Consider the following 18,503-nt stretch of genomic DNA (forward strand, 5'->3'; position numbering starts at 1 on the left):
CATTCATTTTATGATGACCTCTTTATTTCATTTTACTCTAACTCTATAGCAACTAGGAAATCACATTTTTTATATGATAAAATGAATGTACTACATATGAAAGAGGAAGTGTATCTATGACTGTTGTAAATAATATTGCAGAATTGATTGGTCGCACCCCACTTGTCCGTCTTAATCGAATTCCTGATCCAAATGGGGCGGCCGTTTATTTAAAAATGGAGATGCAAAATCCAAGCGGGAGCGTTAAAGACCGCGCAGCGTATAACATGATGATCCAAGCCGAGAAAGATGGTCACTTAAAACCTGGTTCAACGATTATTGAACCTACAAGTGGAAATACAGGGATCGGCATAGCTATGAATGCTGCAGCAAGAGGCTATCGCGCTATATTAACAATGCCTGATACGATGTCAGCTGAACGAATTAATATTTTAAAAGCATATGGTGCCGAAGTTGTACTTACACCTGGAGATAAAAAAATGCCTGGTGCGATTGAGAAGGCTCATGAACTAGCTAAAACGATTCCTAATAGCTTTATTCCTATGCAATTTGAAAACGATGCGAATCCTGACGCTCATCGTCATACAACGGCGGCAGAAATTAAGCAATCACTTGATTCCATCGGCAAATCACTATCAGCCTTTGTCGCTGCCTCAGGTACTGGCGGAACGATTACCGGAACGGGCGAAGAATTACTAAAATTTTACCCAGATGCAACGATCCATGTTGTTGAACCAGCAGGATCCCCTGTTTTATCAGGCGGGCAACCAGGTCCACATAAACTAGTTGGAACTAGCCCAGGATTTATCCCACCTATTTTAAATGAAGATGTGTACAATGAAATTTTTAAAATTGAAGATGAAGATGCCTATCGTGTTACACGAGATTTAGCACGGAAGGAAGCCATCCTTGTTGGACCATCATCTGGTGCTGCTTGTTTTGCTGCAATGGAAGTGGCCAAACGCCTCACTCCAGATGATGTTGTTGTTGCGATTGCTTGTGATACCGGCGAACGATACCTTTCAACAGATTTGTTTCAATTTGAGAAGTAAATTACGTTTCATTTCCAAAAGTTTGATTTCGATCTTTTCGGATTAACTTTCCTTTTTAAGAGGACACTGAAACGTTTTCTCGTTTCAGTGTCCTCTTTTTAACTATCCGTTTTCGCCAACTCATATATCGCTTCAGCGTATATGGCTGTCATTTTCAAGAGATCGTCGATTTCGATATACTCATCCTTTTTATGTGCTACATCCACTCGCCCTGGAAACATTGGTCCAAATGCAACCCCTGTTTTAAGAGCGCGCGCATACGTCCCTCCACCTATAGCTAACAGCTTAGGCTCCTCATTCATTTGACGCTTGTAAACTTGTTGCAACGTTTGAATAAGCGGATGATCTTCTTCCACATAATTTGGTTTCATATGATCATGTATGGTTAGTACTGCCTTCTGATTTTTAGCGACTTCTTTTAATCTGTTAATACAATCTTCGCCCGAAGCTGTTACTGGGTAACGAATATTTAATCCTACTTTTCTTTCTCCGGTTTCGTGAAATTGAAACAATCCAGCATTAAGCGTTAACGGACCCGACACTTCATCACTCACAGCAAGGTGTAATCCTTTCCCATCGAAGTCACAATTAGCAACGACAAACTTTAGATAGTCGTTTGCCGCTTGCTGATAGGTTTCCTTTGCTAAGAAAAGAGCAAGATATACCCCAGCATTTACTCCATTTTCAGGAGTGGATCCATGCGCGGATACCCCATCATAGCTCAAAACTAATTGATCTGCCTTTAGATTTGCCTCTCCCGTGTGTCCTTGCTCAAGCAAATACGCTTGAAAATTCTTTTCTAAATTTGCTAGAAGGCGGCTTTCTCCCTTAATTGTTGCACGTGCAAGCTCAGGTACCATATTGAATCTTTCTCCCGCTTCAAATGTTGAAAGAACAAGAGGAGACCCTTCATCATCTATCTTTGTTTCCCACAGAAAACTAACATCTGTAATTCCTTTTTCCGCATGAATAATTGGAAAATCGGCATCTGGTGCAAAACCGATTGTCGGCATCTCTTCATGTTTAAAGTAATGTTCGACACATCTCCAATTGCTTTCTTCATCCGTACCTAAAATCATTCTCACTCTTTTATGTAATGATAAATTTAACTCTTTTACGATCAAAAGAGCAAAGAAAGCTGCCATCGTCGGCCCTTTATTGTCAATGGCTCCCCTTGCATAAATGCGCCCGTCTCGAATGTCAGCTGAAAATGGGGGCGATGTCCATCCTCCTCCTGGCGGCACGACATCTAGATGGCATAATATTCCTACACTTTCCTTGCCACTTCCGTGTTCAATGATTCCTGCATACCCATCAACATTTTTCACAAAAAAATCATATTGTTCACCTTTTTGTAATAAATGCGCTAAAGCTTGTGCCACTCCCATTCCAAAGGGAGCTTCAATATTTGCTGTAGATTCGTCTAAAACACTTGCAATACGTAGAAAATCCTGAGTTTCATTTATGATTTTTTCTTTTCTTTTTTCAACTTCAGCAAGCCAATTTATTTTTTCCATTTTCCTCACCTTCCATTTAGTACGGAACATTTTCGCACACCAATTTTGCATAGTTGTTAGAATTATTGTAAAATGTAGACAAACGGAATGAACCATGCTTCATCTGAACCACTTACAACATTACCTCTCTTATTATCTAATTGCAACTAGGAGAGGAGAACGGTCATCCCTGTAAAAATGTTAAAGACATTTGACAGCTGTAATAACATGCATGTAAAACCATGTTATTACATAGACTCTACGTAAGAACAAGTCATGATTATGAATAAGGAGTGGTTTTTTGAAAACTTCAACTGATCGTATGCTGACTCGTATTAAGTCTATCTACCTTTACATCAAACAAAGGGGGACCGTCACAACGAATGAACTAGTTGAAGAATTCGGTATAACCCAACGGACGATTCAACGTGACCTTAATGTACTGGAATACAACAACCTTGTTGAAAGTCCTACACGTGGTAAGTGGAGTGCAAGAAAAAAGAAAACTCAAGTTTCGTAATAAATATGGCCTCTAGCCATATGTGATAGGTAGACAGAGAGGGGTTATCCCAGTTTGGGATAACCCCTAAGCAATGAAGCCGCATTCTCAATTAAATTTAGACTTACTTTTATCTTGATAAAAGTAAGTCTATTTCTTTTTGTGTAAGTTCACGATATGTACCTAATTCTAATTTTGGATCAAGCTCAAGATCCGCTATTTTCAAACGTTTAAGTGTCAGGACCTTTTTCCCGACAGCCTCAAACATTCGCTTCACTTGATGATATTTTCCTTCTGTAATGGTTAATTCTATTTCCGAAACAGTTCCATGATTCTTAATGACTAACTCTGCTGGCTTTGTTACATAACCGTCATCTAATGTCACACCTTGTTTAAAAAGCTCTACATCCTCTTCGGTCACTTTGCCCCGGACAGTGGCTGCATAAGTTTTTGGTACATGCTTTCTAGGAGACATGAGTGCATGCGAAAATTGACCGTCGTTTGTAATTAAGAGAAATCCTTCTGTATCTTTATCTAATCGCCCAACGGGAAATGGTTCATACATCGCATGTTCATATAGCAATAAGTCAATAACCGTCTCATGCTCCTGGTCCTCTGTAGCGGAAATGACTCCTTGAGGCTTGTTAAGCATGAGGTAAATATGTGGTTTATATTTAACCTCTTCTCCAAAAACCGTCACCAAATCCTTATCAGGGTCGATATGGGTTTTTCCTTCTTTTATTACTGCCCCATTCACATGGACACTCCCTGACTTCATCAGCTTTTTCACATCTTTCCTTGTTCCAAAGCCCATGTTGGCGAGCAATTTATCCATCCTCATTTATGTCTTCCCCTTTCTGCTGCAATCTACTGGCAATTTTTTTAGCAAACCCTCCTAAATCGTTTGATTGATAGGCATCAATCACTCCATGGACAGTTTGATCAAACGTTTGTTTAATTATCGCTTCAGGTATTTCATTTGACTGCAATGCTTGATTTAAGTCTACACTCATTTTTATTGCTGCCTCTGTCCCTAATTGATTGGCACGCAGGACATCTTCTTCTTCTGCTATGGTTACTTTCATTGTTGGGAACCATTGCTTCAATTGGTATACTTCTTCTTGATGATTTGCAGGCAATGCTAATAAGCCCTTTTGTTCATGTTTCACTACTTTCGCATGCCCTGCTAGCTTAAGGGGAACTACTTTCTTACCCTTACAAAGCTTCTTCACTTCAGCTTCTGTGACAGCTGTAGCCATATGATAAATCGTTACTTCTTTTTGGAGATGATTTTCATATTTCACGAGGAAGTCCTCATAACCATTCTTTGGTAAACAAAGAAAGAGTACATTTGCCTGCTGTAAGGTCCCTTCATTTGCCTTTTTGGCATAAGGAAACTGCCTAATTAAGCTATTCACAGTTTGCTCATTTCGACCATACACATACGTCGTTTCATCTTTCTTCAACACGGTTAAGAGCATACTAGCTAGACGGCCTGAACCAACAATCACTTTCATGTTCTCTACCTCCTAATTGCGTTATACTCTCTTACTAAAAAAGAAAGAGCTGAAATCCAGGGATTATCAACTCTTACATACTAGACTCTTCTGTTTCAAACATATAATGCCGGGTTCGTATATTCACATTGAGGATGATCCCCATTGCCAGCATATTCGTTAAGAGGGCACTTCCTCCGTAGCTGATAAACGGAAGAGCCAAACCAGTTATAGGCATGAGCCCAATCGTCATTGCGATATTTTGAAATACTTGGAATACAAGAAGGCCGATAACCCCTGAAACTAAATAGGTTCCAAATAAATTGTTACATGTTAGCGCAATAATGATCATTCGATAAAATAAAAGGAAATACGTGACGATTAAAATCGTTGCGCCGATAAATCCAAACTCCTCGCCAATAACCGTAAAAATAAAATCTGTATGAATCTCAGGAATGCGGTCACTCTGCGTTTGAATTCCTTGCATAAACCCACTACCATGTAGTTGCCCTGACCCAATTCCTCTCATCGCGTTCACAAGCTGGTATCCAAACGAGCCCTGATGCTCATATGGGTCGAGCCAGCCATAAATACGATCAAGCTGATGGGAAGCAATAACTTTTGAGAACAGCTCAAAATTATGATTATGCAGCCAAACAAGTGATATGATTCCTGCTATCGCCGAAAGAGCTAAAAATAAAAGAATCCTCCAAGCAACCCCTGACATTAACAGCATCGTTCCCATAATACTTGCAATAACTAATGCAGTTCCAAGGTCAGGCTGTTTCAGTATTAAGAAAAAGGGTGGAAGCCCAATCGCAATGACCTGCCCGACAATGATCAAGTCTGATTTAAAATCTTTGGTTGCTCGATTCGCCGTTACCCGATACAGCATATGAGCAAGCGCGATAATTAAGAAGATCTTCATAAACTCTGATGGTTGTATTTCAGCAGGACCTAAATCTAGCCAACGCTGAGAGCCATTCCGAAAGACACCAAGAGGAGAGTATGCAACTAGTAACAAAAGAACAAGACCAATCCCATAAAGAGGAATTGAAAAGTTTTTAAACAGGTCATAATCAATTAACATTACGCCTACCATCACAACGATTCCTACAACAAACCATATGACCTGGCGTTTCACATAGTAGGTCGGGTCCTCGCTAAAATACTGACCAGATCCACTATAAATAGCTAACAAGCTAATACACATGAGCACAAACAACAGAAATAACAATGTGTAATCAATCTGTTGAAAGCCCGTTTTCCTTTCTTCCATTGTAGCCTCCATCTATAAGAAACAGCCCTCTGACTTACTTTATGAAGCAGAAAGCTGTGTTTCTTCCTTGTATTCTTTTATTCTTTTTTGACGTATGGTATTGCGAGATATATTTGCTAAAATCGCCAATGAGACCAGTGTAAAAAACAACGAGGATCCACCATTACTTATTAACGGCAACGGAATACCTGTAATGGGCAGCATTCCAGTCACAGCCCCTATGTTAAAGATAATTTGTATGGCGATTTGAAAGACGATTCCAAATGCCAACAAACTTCCAAATGGACTTTTGCACTTAGCTCCTATCATCACTCCTCGGATTAAAATAAGCGCATGTAACCCTAATACAATTAACACACCTAGCAATCCTAATTCTTCAGCGACGATCGCTAAAATAAAATCTGTATGAGCCTCGGGCAAATAATATAGCTTTTGTACACTTTGACCTAGACCTGTCCCACTTAAACCTCCGTGTGCCATCGCGATGTAGGACTGAATGACTTGGTGTCCATCCCCCATTGGATCAGCAAACGGGTCTTGATACGACGTAAGGCGCCTTACCCGGTAAGGAGCTGACATGGCAAATACGGCAAAAAGTGTCACTCCAACGACACCTAGCCCAATTAAGTGACGCCACTTGGCACCAGAGAAAAAGACTAGAAAAAACGTAACGAGGAGAATGGACGTAGCTGTCCCTAGATCTGGCTGCATCATAATTAAGCCAAACACAAACCCAACTACTACTAATGGTGGCATGACACCTTTAACAAACTGATCAATATACGCTTGCTTCTGTGAATACACTTGTGCCAAGTAAATGATCATACCAATCTTCACATATTCAGAAGGTTGAACTCTAAGTGGCCCCAACTGAATCCAACGTTGAGCCCCTCCAATGGTCACACCAATAAAAGGAAGCAAAACTAGGAATAATGAAATGATTGAAATAATAATAATGATCGGTGACATCTTCCTATACAGTCGATAAGGAAAATGCATCACAACGACAAAAGCAAGTACAGCCAGTACAAACCAAACGAGCTGTCGTTGTATAAATGAATACGGATTTGGATCGTTATATCCTAACCCTATAGGATAGCTTGCACTAAATACCATCACCAAACCGAACCCAGCCAAAAGGAACGTAGTGATGATTAACAGCCAATCATTATCTTTTCGAAATGAATACTTCATCGCGCCCCCCTGCTCTAGCAATAATTCGTTCATCAAGAACGGCAGTCAAAAAGCAGGAAAGAAAAGACACACTAACATTCCGACTTTTTGAAAGAACTCGAGCATAACATGCCTGCAGACTCGGACTTTTAGAACATTCTCTATTATATCAAACCACCTATACAAGCAAAAGAGGCTTTCATTGCCAAAGAATGTCGAATTTGTTAGAAAAACTAGGCTTCGTCCAGACTCCCTCCAAAAAGAAACAAAATTTCCCTCAATTTCTCACACTTCAACCGAAGAAGGCAAACTCGGACGAAGCCTTAGTTTTTCTTACTCCCCAATCTTCTCCCTCTCTCACCCGGAATAACTGAGTGGAAGAAGATGCAATCCTTCTTCCACTCAGCTATGAAGGGAACGAAACAACAAGCTTATCCTCATTTCCCCGCACCTAACCAAAGACGCAATTTTGGACGAAGCCTTAGTTTTTCTTACTCCCCAACCTTCTCCCTCTCTCACCAGGAATAACTGAGTGGAAGAAGATGCAATCCTTCTTCCACTCAGCTATGAAGGGGACTCACCATCCATCTTCTCTACACTTCTCCCAACCTAACCAAAGACGAAAAGAGCCAAACTCCAATAATATTAACCCTCGCCCCTCTGTTGTTGTTTCTTCTTATTCAAAAACTTAAATCTTGCTCCAAGCACTTGTCCAGCTAAATTGGAACGATAGCTTAAGTACAAATAGATAGCAGCACCAACTATGACACCTACCACCAAACTCGGAAATGCTCGAATTTGAGTTGTAATCGGAAGCAAATGTTGCATTCCTACATTGGCGATCATCACACCTACTGCCATAACAGCTGTGAAAACCATGATTAATATGGCTCGTTTGGCAATCAGTTTATAACTGAAATCGGCATGTTTTCCGATCGCCCAAACAGTAATGACAATAGATGCCGTATATCCTACATACGTAGCTAACACTCCTCCAAGTGGTCCAAACATGGAAAGGAATACGCTATTTGTTGCAATCTTTAAAACAAGACCTGCTAACAATGCAATGACGGCTATTTTTTGTTTGTTTATTCCTTGTAAGATCGCTGCTGTCACTGCAAAGAGCGAAAAGAACAACGTAATTGGTGCGTAATATTGAAGTATATACCCACCAACTTCGTAATCACTAAGCCCGTATAGAGCACCAAAAGCCGGATACGCTAACACAGACATTCCGACAGCAGCTGGAACCGTTAAAAATAAAATCACTTGGTACGTTTGTGTAATTTGTTTTTGCAACAAGTCCGTGTCGTTTGTTGTAAACGATTTAGTAATTGTCGGAATTAAGGTAATTGATAAAGCTGTGGCTAGTGCCATTGGGATAAGAATAATTTTGTGAGCCGTGTTAGAAAACACAGCAAACGCAACTTCTGACTCATCCTGCGTCAAATGTGAACCAATTAACGTATTATTAAATGTAAATAAATCTATTAGTTGATAAAGCGGAATCGCTAAACCTACAAAGGAAAGTGGCAATGCATAAGCAATCAGCTCTTTATACATAGATTTAAGCGAAAGCTGATGATCCATTGTACTTTTTTCAATTTGTTCATGAATATATTTTTTCCGTTTAAACCAATAAGTTAATAAGACAGCTAAACCGCCAAGCGCCCCAACAAATGCACCGAATGTCGCAAATCCAACTGCTAGCCCCGTACTACCTTCCATAATATTCACAATGGAGAATGTAATAGCTAAAATAAAGACAATCCGAACAATTTGTTCAATCACTTGTGAGACAGCCGTTGGCCCCATGGATTGAAACCCCTGAAAATAACCACGAATGATAGACATAACCGGTACAACTAGTAATGCTACACTGACCATTCGAATCGTGAAAACAATATCATCAAATGTATTGCCCTGTTCAGTTGGATTTTCAATGATCCAAGGTACAATATGAGGTGCCGCAAAAAACAAAGCCAGAAAAGCAATTAAACCGGTTATCGACATAAAAAGTAACCCTGATTTAAACAACCTGTGTCCCGTCCTGTAATCACCCAAAGAGTTATACCTTGAGACGAATTTAGATACGGCGATGGGAACACCTAACGTCGCCAAGCTTAATAGAACAGTATATGGTAAATAGCCATAAGAGTATAGGGCAATCCCTGTTTGGCCGACAATAGCAGTAAAAGGAAAAATATAAATAAGACCAAATATTTTAGAAGCAAACGTAGCGGCTGTTAATACCATTGTACCGCGCATTAATTTTGAATCCGACATCATTGATTCCTACTTTCCCAAATCCCATTATTTAAACTGATCGTTTTTACTCCTTTAGCATTTTACCATAGTCTTATCCGTGTTGCTCGAGTTAACACCGAATTCCTTTTTTTTATAAAAAGTGATAATGTAATGAAAGAAATTGAGGTGAAGAAGCATGAACAAATACGATGTTATTGTCATAGGAGGAGGTCCTTCAGGTTTGATGGCTTCCATTGCAGCTGCTGAACACGGTGTGCGCGTCCTTCTATTAGATAAAGGAAACAAACTTGGCCGTAAGCTAGCTATATCAGGCGGAGGTCGGTGCAACGTGACAAACCGCATGGACATTCAAGATCTCATTGCTCACATTCCGGGAAACGGCCGTTTTATGCACAGTCCATTCTCTGTCTTTAATAACGAAAATATTATTGCCTTTTTCGAGGGACTGGGCATTCAACTAAAAGAAGAAGATCGCGGAAGAATGTTTCCAGTAAATGATAAAGCAACTACCGTAGTTGAAACCCTTTTAAACCGAGTTCGTATGTTAGGGGTAGATATTCGTACAAATACAACTGTTAAAACGATCAATTATTCAGGTGAATCCGTTTCTGAAGTGGTATTACATAATGGTGAACACATCCCTACCCCAACAGTCATCGTGGCTACTGGCGGTAAGTCGGTTCCCCACACAGGGAGTACCGGCGATGGCTATCCTTGGGCCGAAAAAGCAGGACATACCATTACTGACCTATATCCAACAGAAGTTCCTATTACTTCAAGTGAAGACTTCATCCGGAAAAAGACGTTGCAAGGCTTATCATTAAGAGATATTGAGTTAACCGTATTTAATCCAAAAGGGAAGAAGATTAAAACGCACGATGGAGATATGATTTTCACCCATTTTGGTATTTCTGGTCCAGCAGCTCTACGTTGTAGTCAATATGTTGTAAAGGCATTAAAAAAGTTCGAAACAAAAACAATTAAAATGGAAGTAGATTTATTCCCTTCTGTATCTGAAGAAGCTCTCTTTCAACAATTACTCGCTAAAGTAAAAGCCGATCCGAAAAAATCACTGAAAAATTTATTAAAAGGCTTTGCCCCTGAACGATTTTTATTATTCGTTTATGATAAGCTCTCTTTAGATACGCAAGCACAAGCCTCTACCGTTACACATGAAACCTTTCGATCACTCGTAACCATTTGTAAACACTTTGAAATCGAAGTAAATGGCACACTGTCGATTGAAAAAGCATTTGTTACCGGAGGAGGAATTTCTATTAAGGAAATCGAACCGAAAACGATGCATTCTAAAAAGAAAAAAGGGTTATATTTTTGCGGAGAAGTTCTGGATATTCACGGCTATACAGGCGGTTACAATATTACTGTAGCTTTTTCCACAGGTTATACAGCTGGAAAATCCGCTGCAGAACAAGTCATTCACAAATGATATCCACACTACCCACAAGTTAAAGAGGTATTCTTTCCACTCCTTTTAGACCCCGATGAAATCAAGATCAACCCAATATATTCACGTATAGATATATTGGGTTATCCACATCTTTATTCACATTTATACAAGTCATAAAGACCTGCATTTTTCCACTTATGAATCTATTTATCATCCTTTGCTCATCTTCACTTGTGGAAATTTTCTATAAATTAACAAAATTCCACTGCTTTTTGTCTATCATTTCTTTATTGAATTATTCCACATCTCTCTTATTGTGGAATAATCTCAGCTTTTTCCACACATCATAAAACGAATCTAAAAGAGGAGTGAAAGAAATGGATGCAATGCGAGTTAAACAAATATTATCCTCATCTGCTGATATTGATGTGACTTATAATGGGACATCTGTTTGGATTGATCAACTTCATGAGGATGGAAAAACGGCGACAGTACACTTACGTGGCCCACTAGAAGAACGTTCAGAAGTAAACATCTCAGAATTAAAAGAATAAGTAAGCCGCGCATGCGGCTTACTTAGAAGCAATGAGCGAAGCCGTCGCTTTGCTTTTTAGCCTTCTGAGCGGTTTTTTCAGATGGCGTGCGACGTGCGAAGCCATTGCTCTTCTTCGACACTCTTTCAACTGATTTTATAAAAAGCCGCGCATGCGGCTTACTTAGAAGCAATGAGCGAAGCCGTCGCTTGCTTTTTAGCCTTCTGAGCGGTTTTTTCAGATGGCGTGCGACGTGCGAAGCCTTAAACCAATGAGAAAGAGCCGGTTCGGCTCTTTCTTTTACTGAAGGTTGTTCTGTTGTTGCATGGCATCAAAAACTTGTTGTTGGGCTTGTTGAACTAGTTGTTTCTCCACTTGGACATGTTGCTTCTCTTTTTCGACTTGTCCTTGAAGTGATTGTAGATATTGCTGCCCTTGTTCTACTTGTTGATGTAAGTTTTGCAGTTGGATTTTCTGTTGTTGTACTTGTTGCTGCGCTTGTTGCAACTTGTACTGGGCATCTTGGAACTGCTGATTCTCCATTTGCAATTGTTGCTGCGCTTGTTGCAATGGATTTTGCCCTTGCGTAGTTTGCTGAACCTGTAGCTCTGCACTTACGTATTGCTCGTTCCCCGTTTCAAGTTCCTGCTTAGCTTGTTCAAGAAATGCCTTTGTTTCCGTTAGATCTATGTTCTGTACGTTTGCTTGTCCAGCAGGCAGTAACAATTGCTTTTTTTCTCCCATATGATAAACCTCCGCTCCTCATAATCAGGTATATCTATACCCACTAACTATCGTGCTCATTATCGCTGTTTCTATGCTTAGCGAAGCTTAGGGAAAAAGGCAAAACAACCCTATATAGCAGCAGCTATTAGGGTTGTTTGTTATCATTTAACGTTATCCAACAACAATATTAACTAATTTACCTGGTACCGCAATGATCTTACGAACGGTTTTTTCACCAATGGCAGCTTGAACCTTTTCATCGTCCTTTGCAATCTCTTCCATTTGCTCACGTGTTGCATCCGTTGGAATCAAGAGCTTCGCTTTCACTTTCCCATTAATTTGAACGACCACTTCTACTTCGTTTTCAACAAGCAACGATTCATCAAAAGTTGGCCATTCTTCATAACTAATCGTACCCGCATGCCCTAGTTTTTCCCAAAGCTCTTCGGCTAAATGTGGAGCAATTGGAGAAAGCATCTTCACAAAGCCTTCCATTAGTTCACGAGGTAGCACCTCTTGTTTGTATCCCTCATTAATAAATACCATCATTTGTGAAATGGCAACATTAAAGCGCAACTCCGTCATATCCTCTGTAATCTTCTTAACCGATTGATGATATACACGTGTAAAGCTCTCAGTTGCTTTTGCGTCTTGAATTGCACGATTTAATTCACCTGTAGCTTCATCAACAAAAAGACGCCATACACGATCTAAGAAACGACGAGCTCCATCTAAACCATTTGTTGACCATGCGATTGAACCATCAAGTGGTCCCATAAACATTTCATATAAACGCAGCGTATCAGCGCCATGGCTTTCAACGACATCATCTGGATTTACAACATTTCCTTTTGATTTACTCATCTTCTCATTGTTTTCTCCAAGAATCATCCCTTGATTATAGAGCTTTTGGAATGGCTCTTTCGTTTGGACGACTCCAATATCATAAAGGACTTTATGCCAGAAGCGAGCATATAATAAGTGAAGAACGGCGTGCTCTGCACCACCAATATATATGTCGACAGGAAGCCATCTCTTTAATTTTTCCGGATCTGCCAAAGCATCTGCATTGTTAGGATCAATGTAACGAAGGTAGTACCAGCAGCTACCAGCCCATTGAGGCATGGTATTGGTTTCACGACGACCTTTCTTCCCTGTCTTTGGATCAACGACTTCAAGCCATTCCTTTGCATTGGCAAGTGGAGACTCTCCCGTGCCAGAAGGTCTAATTTCTTTCATTTTTGGAAGCTCAAGTGGCAGTTCACTTTCAGGAACTGTCGTCATCGTTCCATCCTCCCAGTGAATAACTGGAATCGGCTCACCCCAATAACGTTGACGGCTAAATAGCCAATCACGAAGGCGATACGTTACTTGCTTTTTCCCATATTGATTCGCTTCTAGCCACTCAATCATATTGCGTATTGCAGTATCTTTATCTAAGCCATTTAAAAAGTCAGAGTTCACGTGCTCTCCGTCCCCTGTATAGGCTTCTTCTTCAACGTTTCCACCCGCAACCACTTCACGAATGGTTAAATCGAATGTCTTTGCAAACTCATAGTCACGTTCGTCATGAGCTGGAACGGCCATAATGGCACCTGTTCCATAACTAACAAGCACATAATCAGCAATCCATATAGGAATACGTTCCCCATTTACTGGATTAACAGCAAAAGCACCCGTGAACACCCCTGTCTTTTCCTTTGAAAGCTCCGTACGCTCTAAATCGCTCTTAGCAGCAACTTTAGCTTTATATGCATCAATTTGCTCTTGTTGCTCAGCCGTTGTAATCACATCAACAAGCTTATGCTCAGGTGCTAACACCATATAGGTTGCACCAAATAACGTATCAGGGCGTGTCGTGAAGACTTTCACCTCTTCTCCTTCATGTCCATCGACTTTAAACGTAACTTCGGCCCCTTCAGAACGACCAATCCAGTTACGTTGCATATCCTTAATGCTTTCAGGCCAGTCAAGCTCTTCTAAGTCCTCAAGTAAACGATCAGCATAAGCTGTAATTTTTAACATCCACTGTTTCATAGGTCGGCGTTCAACTGGGTGGTCTCCCCGCTCACTTTTCCCATCAATCACTTCCTCATTCGCAAGGACTGTCCCAAGTGCCGGACACCAGTTAACTGCCACTTCATCAATATAGGCTAAGCCTTTTTCATGTAGTTTCGTAAATATCCATTGTGTCCATTTATAATAATTTGGATCTGTTGTATTGATTTCACGATCCCAATCATACGAAAATCCTAACGATTTAATTTGACGGCGAAACGTATTAATATTTTGTTCCGTAAAAACCGCTGGGTCATTTCCCGTATCTAAAGCGTATTGTTCGGCCGGAAGACCAAACGCATCCCACCCCATTGGATGAAGTACATTATATCCTTGCATTCTCTTCATACGCGATAAAATATCCGTCGCTGTATAGCCTTCCGGATGCCCAACATGTAGGCCTGCCCCAGAAGGATAAGGGAACATATCTAATGCATAGAACTTAGGCTTTTCTGGTTCCTCTGTTGTTTTAAACGTTTTATTTTCTTCCCAATATTGCTGCCACTTCTTCTCAATTTGATCATGTGAAAACGACATTTTGTACTCCTCCTAAATGTATGTTGTTCAAATGGCGATATGGTTTGAGCTAGCATGTATGTAAGATCATTCATAAGGAATTTCACCGTACATATAGAAAAAACCCCCACCCCTAACATGTTGTTAGGGACGAGAGTTGTTTATACTTCCCGCGGTACCACCCACATTAATGAATATCTAATCCTTCATTCGCTCTTCACAAGTAACGGTCGTGACCCGTCGAAAGTTACTTTCATTCACTTTCAAAACTCGAAGGCGAGTTCATCATACTTGTTCGGCTGACTTGCACCATCCGTCAACTCTCTACAATCCCAACTATGACTACTACTCCTTTTCTACGTCAACATATGAACTTACTTGTATTGTATGAATTCCAACGACTCATGTCAAGCAACCGTTCAGCTCAACTTGAAATTTGGGCTTTTTCTTGTTGCTGACTCTCTATTACTCGTTTTAGGGGAACATCATAAATAAATAAAATCAAAATAGCAAAGACAAACATAATCAAGAGGACCATAATGAGCATGGACATCGAAAAGAAATCGACCATTACTCCTCCTAATAGAGGTCCAATCATCCTTCCTCCTGTTGCCACACTATTTATAATCCCTTGATAAAATCCCTCTTTATTCTTCGGTGCTAACTTGCTCGCAATTGTTGGAACAGCTGGCCATACAAACATTTCTCCAATTGTTAATATGATCATCGCAACAAGAAACATTGAAAAAACACTCGCTTGCATAAGAACGGTGTAGGACAAAATAAAAATCAGAACACCAACTATCATTTGCTGCTTTAAAGTGTGTACCCACTTTTTAATTAACCACGAGACAAGAGGCTGAGCAAATACAATCATTAATCCATTAATGGTCCATAAGAAGCTATAATGCTGCAAACTTATACCTAGTGACTGTGTATGAACAGACACATTTGCTTGCCACTGCGTATAAGCCACCCAGCAAATAAAAAAAGCAACCGATAATAAGACAAGCGACTGCATTCTGTAATTGCTTCGTAACGATGTCTTTTGTTCAAAAACATTTGAAGTGCTTGCATGTTGAGCCTTTGCTCCAATGTTTCTAAAACCAATCGCAACAAAAACCGTCAAAAAAGCATACATAAGTGCATTAGCAGAAAAAACAGCTGTTAGCTCCACGGTTGCCACCACGCCTACTAAGGCTGTCCCAAGGGCTACTCCCACATTTTGAGCTATATACATCGCATTAAATGGTTTTCGTCCTCCTTCTGGCCATAGACTCCCTGCTAAAGCATACATGGCAGGAAAGATGATCCCCGTTCCAAATCCTAATCCTATAAGCAAAAACATATAAAAATAATAACTATGGTAAAATACTAAAATCATTGCACTAATCGTTGTAACAACAAGGCCAAATATCATCGTTTGATAGGCACCAATCTTATCAAACAAACGACCTCCCATTAAACTCCCTAATACCCCCGCACCAGCATTTAACATGAGTACAAACCCCGCTGCGGTTAATGACCGACCTAATTCTTGATGAATAATAATTGCATTTAACGGCCATAAAAAAGAGGCACCAGTTACATTAATAGCCATGGCCACTATTAATAACCAAAGTGATTTTGGCATAATATTAGCCCTCCTTCCTCTTAATCCCTTAGCCATCTTAGGTGATCTAGCAAGCAATTGCAATCTTTTTTATCTACCATTTGCTGTTAGAACAAATTTAAAGCTACAATAGGACCTATACGCCTAGATAAGTTCTTTCTTGTCTTAAAAAGAAAGGTGATACAAATGACCATTCAACATTATGGAGATAAACGATATTATTCATGGAATTACTATTTAAGAAACCAATTTGGCGAAAAGGTGTTTAAAATCCCTCTCGATGCTGGCTTCGACTGTCCAAATCGCGATGGAAACGTCGCCCATGGAGGCTGTACGTTTTGCAGCGAACGTGGATCAGGGGATTTTGCAGGTGATCGTAAAGATGATATAGTCACTCAATTTAACACGATAAAAAAGAAGATGCATACAAAATGGAAAAGCGGCAAATACATTGGCTACTTTCAAGCCTACACAAACACCTATGCTCCCGTAGAAACATTACGTGAATACTTTGAAGAAATTCTTAAGCAAGAAGGAGTAGTCGGCCTCTCCATTGCAACAAGGCCGGATTGCTTACCTGATGATGTTGTTGAGTACCTAGCAGAATTAAACGAGCGAACATTTTTATGGGTTGAACTCGGTCTTCAGACGGTTCATGAGAAAACGGCATTATTAATTAATCGAGCCCATGACTATCAATGCTATGTAGATGGAGTCCAAAAATTACGAAAGCACGGTATTAACGTATGTGCACATATTATTAACGGCCTGCCACTTGAGGACCGCAACATGATGATGGAGACCGCTCAAGAAGTTGCAAAGCTTGACGTACAAGGAATCAAAATTCACCTCCTCCACTTGTTGAAAAAAACCCCAATGGTCAAGCAGTATGAAAAAGGCTTGCTGCAATTTATGAGCCAAGACGATTATATTAACCTTGTTGTCGATCAACTCGAAATTCTCCCACCTTCCATGGTTATCCACCGCTTAACAGGAGATGGTCCTGGTGACATTATGATTGGTCCAATGTGGAGCATGAATAAGTGGAGTGTCTTAAACGGAATTGAAGCAGAACTTGTGCGGCGCAATAGTTGGCAAGGTAAATATTATCAGGCAGAGAGGATGTCATTGTGATGAATGTACTTGGAGTCTTACCATTTGCACGATTTCTATTAGAAAATGCTTTAGAGCCGGGCGACTATGCCGTCGATGGTACAGTTGGCAATGGGCATGATACTGTATTTTTAGCAAACCTTGTAGGAGAAAATGGACGAGTTTACGGCTTTGACATTCAACCCCAAGCAATCGAACAAGCCACAGCGAGAGTAATCGAGCATCAATTGCTTGAAAGAGTGACATTGTTTCAAAAGGGACATGAAGAGGTTCGATCTCTTATTCCAGAAACCGAACACACAAAAATAAAAGGGGCTATTTTTAATCTCGGATACCTTCCAGGTGGCGATAAATCGATTGTGACGGAGGCAACTACTACCATAGCTTCAATCAGTGCACTGCTTGATATCATGCCAAAAGGAGGTACGATTGTTCTTGTGATCTATCATGGTCATGAAGGGGGAAAAAGGGAAAAAGATGCCCTGCTTTCTTTTCTCGAACAATATGATCAACGCCTTGCCCATGTCCTCAAATATGAATTTATAAATCAAGCAAACGACCCACCATTTGTTGTTGCCGTTGAAAAGAGGTAATAGTTGACAATTTGTAATAATAGTTTGAAAATATAGATAGACACAATTTGAGGAGAGGCGTTTTATGACATTACTCGATTCAGTACTGGCTCATAACAAGCAGTTTGTTCTGGAAAAACAATACGAAAAGTTCCAAACGACGAAATTTCCTAATAAGAAAGTTGTCATCTTAACTTGTATGGATACAAGACTTTTAGAGCTTTTGCCTTTTGCAATGAATGTAAAAAATGGGGATGCAAAGCTCATTAGAAATGCTGGAGCCGTAATCTCTCATCCATTTGGGAGTATTATGAGAAGCATTTTAGTTGCCATTTATGAATTAGGTGCGGACGAAGTAATGGTCGTTGGCCATCATGGGTGTGGAATGACCGGATTGCAAGCATCGAGTATTCTTGAGAAGTCGCAAGAAAGAGGCGTCAGCTTAGAAACGATTGATATGCTTGAATTTTCAGGGGTCGATGTTCAAGGTTTCTTAACCGGCTTTGAAAAAGTTGAAGACAATGTTGAAAACAGTGTTCACATGATAAAACGACATCCTTTGCTTCCTAAAGATGTAGCCGTTCATGGTCTTGTTATTTGCCCCGAGACAGGCAAACTCGATTTACTTATTAATGGATACGAGGATCTAAACACAAGTATCGTTGAAAATCAAAAGGTCTAAATCCTCTCTATATAAAGGAT

Annotated in this window: 16 protein-coding genes and 1 other annotated feature; of the genes, 7 read left to right on the forward strand and 9 right to left on the reverse strand. The window is 40.1% G+C overall.

The window, feature by feature from the left end; translation table 11 throughout:
• The first annotated feature begins 116 nt into the window (after positions 1-116).
• On the forward strand, positions 117-1,052 hold the full coding sequence (gene cysK / locus LQ50_RS12835) for a cysteine synthase A (RefSeq protein ID WP_034629904.1): 936 nt from the start codon (positions 117-119) through the stop codon (positions 1,050-1,052).
• A 98-nt stretch (positions 1,053-1,150) separates the two neighbouring features.
• Here cysK and pepV read toward each other — a convergent pair whose 3' ends face one another.
• A complete protein-coding gene (pepV, locus tag LQ50_RS12840) occupies positions 1,151-2,569 on the reverse strand; it encodes a dipeptidase PepV (protein ID WP_034629905.1) in 1,419 nt (472 codons plus the stop codon).
• A gap of 280 nt (positions 2,570-2,849) precedes the next feature.
• Between pepV and LQ50_RS12845 the strand changes: the two genes are divergently transcribed.
• On the forward strand, positions 2,850-3,068 hold the full coding sequence (locus LQ50_RS12845; protein WP_034629907.1) for a DeoR family transcriptional regulator: 219 nt from the start codon (positions 2,850-2,852) through the stop codon (positions 3,066-3,068).
• Between the two features lie 109 nt (positions 3,069-3,177).
• On the opposite strand, the gene LQ50_RS12850 is transcribed toward LQ50_RS12845, so the two are convergent.
• The 5 genes from LQ50_RS12850 to LQ50_RS12870 all read right to left on the reverse strand — a co-directional run bounded on the left by LQ50_RS12850 (position 3,178) and on the right by LQ50_RS12870 (position 9,281).
• Positions 3,178-3,888, reverse strand: a complete 711-nt coding sequence (locus LQ50_RS12850) for a pseudouridine synthase (protein WP_034629908.1) — start codon at positions 3,886-3,888, stop codon at positions 3,178-3,180.
• Positions 3,875-4,564: an NAD(P)-binding domain-containing protein gene (locus tag LQ50_RS12855; protein ID WP_034629913.1), complete on the reverse strand. Its 690-nt coding sequence runs from the start codon at positions 4,562-4,564 to the stop codon at positions 3,875-3,877. Before LQ50_RS12855 ends, LQ50_RS12850 begins: the two co-directional genes overlap by 14 nt.
• A 73-nt stretch (positions 4,565-4,637) precedes the next feature.
• Complete coding sequence (gene rodA, locus LQ50_RS12860; RefSeq protein ID WP_034629917.1) at positions 4,638-5,822, reverse strand: rod shape-determining protein RodA; 1,185 nt, start codon at positions 5,820-5,822, stop codon at positions 4,638-4,640.
• A gap of 39 nt (positions 5,823-5,861) precedes the next feature.
• On the reverse strand, positions 5,862-7,016 hold the full coding sequence (gene ftsW, locus LQ50_RS12865) for a putative lipid II flippase FtsW (protein ID WP_034629920.1): 1,155 nt from the start codon (positions 7,014-7,016) through the stop codon (positions 5,862-5,864).
• A 624-nt stretch (positions 7,017-7,640) separates the two neighbouring features.
• Positions 7,641-9,281: a putative polysaccharide biosynthesis protein gene (locus LQ50_RS12870; RefSeq protein WP_034629924.1), complete on the reverse strand. Its 1,641-nt coding sequence runs from the start codon at positions 9,279-9,281 to the stop codon at positions 7,641-7,643.
• Positions 9,282-9,438: 157 nt separating this feature from the next.
• Between LQ50_RS12870 and LQ50_RS12875 the strand changes: the two genes are divergently transcribed.
• Complete coding sequence (locus tag LQ50_RS12875; protein ID WP_034629927.1) at positions 9,439-10,710, forward strand: BaiN/RdsA family NAD(P)/FAD-dependent oxidoreductase; 1,272 nt, start codon at positions 9,439-9,441, stop codon at positions 10,708-10,710.
• Between the two features lie 338 nt (positions 10,711-11,048).
• Positions 11,049-11,225, forward strand: coding sequence for an H-type small acid-soluble spore protein (locus LQ50_RS12880; RefSeq protein WP_034629930.1), 177 nt, complete (start codon positions 11,049-11,051; stop codon positions 11,223-11,225).
• Positions 11,226-11,504: 279 nt separating this feature from the next.
• Here the strand turns inward: LQ50_RS12880 and LQ50_RS24950 are convergent, their stop codons facing one another.
• From LQ50_RS24950 to LQ50_RS12895, 3 genes are all read right to left on the reverse strand, one after another.
• Positions 11,505-11,948 carry a hypothetical protein gene (locus LQ50_RS24950; RefSeq protein WP_052144734.1) on the reverse strand — a complete coding sequence of 148 codons (444 nt, stop codon included), beginning with the start codon at positions 11,946-11,948 and terminating at the stop codon, positions 11,505-11,507.
• Between the two features lie 153 nt (positions 11,949-12,101).
• Entirely contained in the window at positions 12,102-14,525 is a 2,424-nt protein-coding gene (gene leuS, locus LQ50_RS12890) for a leucine--tRNA ligase (protein ID WP_034629933.1), read from the reverse strand.
• 122 nt (positions 14,526-14,647) lie between these two features.
• Positions 14,648-14,872: a binding site (T-box leader), on the reverse strand.
• Positions 14,873-14,928: 56 nt separating this feature from the next.
• Positions 14,929-16,137 (reverse strand): MDR family MFS transporter, encoded by a 1,209-nt coding sequence (locus tag LQ50_RS12895; protein WP_034629936.1) that lies wholly within the window; start codon positions 16,135-16,137, stop codon positions 14,929-14,931.
• 165 nt (positions 16,138-16,302) lie between these two features.
• Between LQ50_RS12895 and mnmL the strand changes: the two genes are divergently transcribed.
• From mnmL to LQ50_RS12910, 3 genes are all read left to right on the forward strand, one after another.
• Positions 16,303-17,250 carry a tRNA modification radical SAM protein MnmL/YtqA gene (gene mnmL / locus LQ50_RS12900; protein ID WP_034629939.1) on the forward strand — a complete coding sequence of 316 codons (948 nt, stop codon included), beginning with the start codon at positions 16,303-16,305 and terminating at the stop codon, positions 17,248-17,250.
• Positions 17,250-17,822: a tRNA 5-(aminomethyl)-2-thiouridylate-methyltransferase MnmM gene (gene mnmM, locus LQ50_RS12905; RefSeq protein WP_034629942.1), complete on the forward strand. Its 573-nt coding sequence runs from the start codon at positions 17,250-17,252 to the stop codon at positions 17,820-17,822. The genes mnmL and mnmM overlap by 1 nt, the downstream gene beginning before the upstream one ends.
• Before the next feature lie 64 nt (positions 17,823-17,886).
• Positions 17,887-18,483 (forward strand): beta-class carbonic anhydrase, encoded by a 597-nt coding sequence (locus LQ50_RS12910; protein WP_034629943.1) that lies wholly within the window; start codon positions 17,887-17,889, stop codon positions 18,481-18,483.
• Positions 18,484-18,503 lie beyond the last annotated feature (20 nt).

This window comes from Halalkalibacter okhensis (assembly GCF_000787375.1).
Taxonomy (GTDB): domain Bacteria; phylum Bacillota; class Bacilli; order Bacillales; family Bacillaceae_D; genus Halalkalibacter; species Halalkalibacter okhensis.

Excerpts from the sequence above, each read along its gene's own strand:
- cysK (WP_034629904.1), top strand. The coding sequence starts at position 117 with ATGACTGTTGTAAATAATATTGCAGAATTGATTGGTCGCACCCCACTT.
- pepV (WP_034629905.1), bottom strand. The coding sequence starts at position 2,569 with ATGGAAAAAATAAATTGGCTTGCTGAAGTTGAAAAAAGAAAAGAAAAA.
- LQ50_RS12850 (WP_034629908.1), bottom strand. The coding sequence starts at position 3,888 with ATGAGGATGGATAAATTGCTCGCCAACATGGGCTTTGGAACAAGGAAA.
- LQ50_RS12855 (WP_034629913.1), bottom strand. The coding sequence starts at position 4,564 with ATGAAAGTGATTGTTGGTTCAGGCCGTCTAGCTAGTATGCTCTTAACC.
- rodA (WP_034629917.1), bottom strand. The coding sequence starts at position 5,822 with ATGGAAGAAAGGAAAACGGGCTTTCAACAGATTGATTACACATTGTTA.
- ftsW (WP_034629920.1), bottom strand. The coding sequence starts at position 7,016 with ATGAAGTATTCATTTCGAAAAGATAATGATTGGCTGTTAATCATCACT.
- LQ50_RS12870 (WP_034629924.1), bottom strand. The coding sequence starts at position 9,281 with ATGTCGGATTCAAAATTAATGCGCGGTACAATGGTATTAACAGCCGCT.
- LQ50_RS12875 (WP_034629927.1), top strand. The coding sequence starts at position 9,439 with ATGAACAAATACGATGTTATTGTCATAGGAGGAGGTCCTTCAGGTTTG.
- LQ50_RS12880 (WP_034629930.1), top strand. The coding sequence starts at position 11,049 with ATGGATGCAATGCGAGTTAAACAAATATTATCCTCATCTGCTGATATT.
- LQ50_RS24950 (WP_052144734.1), bottom strand. The coding sequence starts at position 11,948 with ATGGGAGAAAAAAAGCAATTGTTACTGCCTGCTGGACAAGCAAACGTA.
- leuS (WP_034629933.1), bottom strand. The coding sequence starts at position 14,525 with ATGTCGTTTTCACATGATCAAATTGAGAAGAAGTGGCAGCAATATTGG.
- LQ50_RS12895 (WP_034629936.1), bottom strand. The coding sequence starts at position 16,137 with ATGCCAAAATCACTTTGGTTATTAATAGTGGCCATGGCTATTAATGTA.
- mnmL (WP_034629939.1), top strand. The coding sequence starts at position 16,303 with ATGACCATTCAACATTATGGAGATAAACGATATTATTCATGGAATTAC.
- mnmM (WP_034629942.1), top strand. The coding sequence starts at position 17,250 with ATGAATGTACTTGGAGTCTTACCATTTGCACGATTTCTATTAGAAAAT.
- LQ50_RS12910 (WP_034629943.1), top strand. The coding sequence starts at position 17,887 with ATGACATTACTCGATTCAGTACTGGCTCATAACAAGCAGTTTGTTCTG.